1 protein-coding gene is annotated in these 4171 nt (G+C 35.1%); it reads right to left on the minus strand.

Annotated features, from left to right (window positions below; all coding sequences use genetic code 11):
• Positions 1 to 858: 858 nt before the first annotated feature.
• Positions 859 to 3477: a pyruvate, phosphate dikinase gene (gene ppdK, locus ACW2QF_RS18310; protein ID WP_455717457.1), complete on the minus strand. Its 2619-nt coding sequence runs from the start codon at positions 3475 to 3477 to the stop codon at positions 859 to 861.
• Positions 3478 to 4171 lie beyond the last annotated feature (694 nt).

Raw genomic sequence — 4171 nt, forward strand, 5'->3', positions numbered from 1 at the left:
CTATAATCCATTTCCTCTTTTGTACCTTTATAGACTTTTAACAATGCTTTTACTTTATCCGATTTTTCTTTGCTGATTTTTCCGTCTATATAGCTTCCTTCTGTGATGTCTTCTATTTTTACCTTCCTGTTTATTTTTCTCACCTTTCGTCAACCCCTTTACAATTCAAATGACTGCTCTGATTATATCAAACATGTTATAAAAAATCATCAGAGGTATATTGAAAATTATTTTGTCCCCCTTAGCTCCCACCGCCTATCAAGTTTTTTCATACTGTCAAGGCACGCTCCTTGCCACTCGCTTTCTTGCTTGACAGTATGAACCTGAAAACCATGCCCTCGGCGGTGGAAAGTGGATATGAAAGTAGTCAATCAATAGGAACAGCAGTTGTTCTGGATTAAAGTGTTCCAACTGCTTTATGATTTCCTGTTTGAGTTCTTCGCCATGTCTTTTATGATATGGTAGAAATTCATTGGACTTGTGTCAATATCGTAGACACAAAAAGTTTAACTTTTACCTGACCACTAAATAGCATCATGTATAGCCTTTGAAATCTCTCCTTTGAGAACATAAAAACTCTTAAATGAGCATGCATCATAGTTAGACTGTCTGTTTGAGAGATAGCCGTTTCATGTGGTTCAGTGTTTTTTGGTTAGAGGTTTTAAGTATTCAAAATTTTCATTAGGGTCAGAAGGGTCGGTTTTCAGAAAAAACCTTTTTTATTTTACCGTAAATTCATTAGTTTCAACCCATCATCAAAAAAAATCCCCTCCATATCAGATTTCACCAATATAGGGGGGATTCACTATTTCATTATTTTAACCGAAAAACAATCAATGTCCTTTAGATTTACTGCACTTACTTCAAAGCTGCCTGTGCTGCTGCTAAACGAGCGATTGGTACACGGAATGGTGAACAAGACACATAGTCTAATCCAATCTTATGGCAGAATTCTACGGAAGATGGATCTCCACCATGTTCTCCACAGATACCAATATGTAAATCTGGACGAGTAGATTTACCAAGTTTGATTGACATTTCCATTAACTTACCAACACCAACTTGGTCAAGTTTTGCGAATGGATCGCTTTCAAAAATCTTAGTATCATAGTAAGCATTTAAGAACTTACCTGCATCGTCACGAGAGAAACCGTAAGTCATCTGAGTTAAATCGTTAGTACCAAAGCAGAAGAATTCAGCATCTTCAGCAATTTCATCAGCTGAAAGGGCTGCTCTTGGGATTTCGATCATTGTACCAACTTCATATTTCATATCAGAACCAGCTGCTTTGATTTCAGCATCTGCTGTTTCAACAACAACTTTCTTAACAAATTTATAATCCTTAACATCACTAATTAATGGAATCATGATTTCTGGTTTGATATTCCAATCTGGATGCGCTTTCTTAACATTAATAGCTGCACGAATTACAGCTGAAGTTTGCATCTTAGCGATTTCTGGATATGTAACAGCGAGACGACAACCTCTGTGTCCCATCATTGGATTGAACTCATGTAATGAAGCGATGATTGCTTTGATAGTCTCAACAGATTTACCTTGAGCATCAGCAAGTTTCTTAATATCTTCTTCATCAGTTGGAACAAACTCATGTAGTGGTGGATCTAAGAAACGAATTGTAACTGGGTTACCTTCCAAAGCTTCATATAACGCTTCAAAGTCACCTTGTTGTACTGGAAGAATCTTAGCAAGAGCTGCTTCTCTTTCTTCTACAGTATCTGAACAAATCATTTCACGGAATGCGTCGATTCTGTCACCTTCAAAGAACATATGCTCTGTACGGCAAAGACCGATACCTTCCGCTCCAAGTTCACGAGCTTTCTTAGCATCTGCAGGAGTATCTGCATTTGTTCTAACTTTTAATTTTCTATATTTATCTGCCCATGCCATAATTCTTTCTAACTCACCAACGATTGTAGCATCAACTGTTGGCATAGCACCGTCATAGATATAGCCTGTAGAACCATCGAAAGAAATGATATCTCCTTCATGATATTCTTTACCAGCTAATTTGAATACTTTGTTTTCTTCATCCATAATGATTTCTGAACAACCAGATACACAGCAAGTACCCATTCCACGAGCAACAACTGCTGCATGTGAAGTCATACCACCACGAGCTGTTAAGATACCTTGAGAAGCTTTCATACCTTCGATATCTTCAGGAGAAGTTTCAAGACGTACTAAAACAACTTTTTCTCCTCTATCTGCCCAAGCTTTTGCATCATCAGCAGTAAATACAACTTTACCACAAGCTGCACCAGGAGCTGCTGCAAGAGCTTTTGCAATTGGAGTAGCTTTCTTAACTGCTTCTGTATCAAATTGTGGGTGAAGTAATGTATCAAGATTTCTAGGATCGATCATCTTAACAGCTTTTTCTTCAGAAATCATTCCTTCATCTACTAAATCACAAGCGATCTTAAGTGCTGCTTTTGCAGTTCTCTTACCGTTACGAGTTTGTAACATGTAAAGTTTCTTATCTTCGATTGTGAATTCCATATCTTGCATATCTCTATAGTGATCTTCAAGTTTATTGCAGATTTCTATAAATTGATTATAAACTTCTGGCATAACTTCTTTTAATTGATCTATTTTTTGAGGTGTACGAACACCAGCAACAACATCTTCGCCTTGAGCGTTCATTAAGAATTCACCCATAAGTTTTTTCTCACCAGTTGCAGGATTACGAGTAAATGCAACACCTGTACCAGAAGTCTCACCCATGTTACCAAATGCCATCATCTGTACGTTAACTGCAGTACCCCATGAATAAGGGATATCGTTATCACGACGATAGATGTTCGCACGAGGATTGTCCCATGAACGGAATACTGCTTGGATAGCGCCCATTAATTGTTCTTTTGGATCAGTTGGGAATTCCTCACCTATTTTTTCTTTATATTCAGCTTTGAATTGATTTGCTAATTCTTTTAAATCTTCAGCTGTTAAATCGACATCTTGAGTAATGCCTTTTTCTTCTTTCATTTTATCAATAAGTTCTTCGAAGTATTTTTTACCTACTTCCATAACTACATCAGAATACATCTGGATAAATCTTCTGTAACAATCCCATGCCCAACGAGGATTTCCTGATTTAGTTGCTAATACATTAACAACTTCTTCATTCAAACCAAGATTTAAGATGGTATCCATCATACCTGGCATAGAAGCTCTTGCTCCTGAACGAACAGATACTAATAATGGATTTTCTTTGTCACCGAATTTTTTTCCTGTGATTTCTTCCATCTTGGTGATGTGTTCCATGATTTGACCCATGATTTCATCATTAATTTTTCTTCCGTCTTCATAGTACTGTGTGCATGCTTCTGTCGTAATTGTGAAGCCTTGTGGTACTGGAAGCCCTAAGTTTGTCATTTCTGCTAAGTTTGCACCTTTACCACCAAGAAGGTTTTTCATACTAGTGTTTCCCTCTGTGAATAAATATACCCATTTTGCCATTGTGTCATTTACCTCCTAATATTTAATTCGTACGACCTCGCAATTGCTTAAGCTGCAATTTAATATTAATACCGATTATGTACATAAAAAAAATTATGGTATTGTCCATCGTACCAAGAATTATCAGAAATATGTTTCTGATTTATATGTATTTGTCCCATTTCCCCATAATGGATAACAAACACACGGCATTTCAACATAATTTGTTATGTTTCTTGCCTAGTATCATTATAGCATAGTTTGTACAATTAAGAAACATATTTTTCATATTTTTTCACTCTACAGTCTATCAACATTCCATTGATATCCAATACAGTTGTTCAAATTGGATAATTTTTTAATTTTTATAACCTTGCATTGTGCAGTTTGACTTGTCGATTTATAACACAATTTCTTTAACAGTATTATCCAATCCACATTATTAAAAATAACCAAATAAATATTGTATTTTATGAATTATTTTTCTGCCACTAAAAATTATAACTTTATTTTTCTATTTTATTATATCAATTATTTTTTAATATAATGTTATTGCTTAACAATATATCAATGTATATTATTCATTCATCTTGCATATGAGTTACATTTAAATACAATAAAAGGTAACAAAAAAAACCCTCAAGAAAAATATAATTTTCCATGAGGGCTTCACTACTTAGATGAATGAATTAAAATTCTAATTTCTTTTCAATAT

This window comes from Anaerosporobacter sp., from assembly GCF_965301125.1.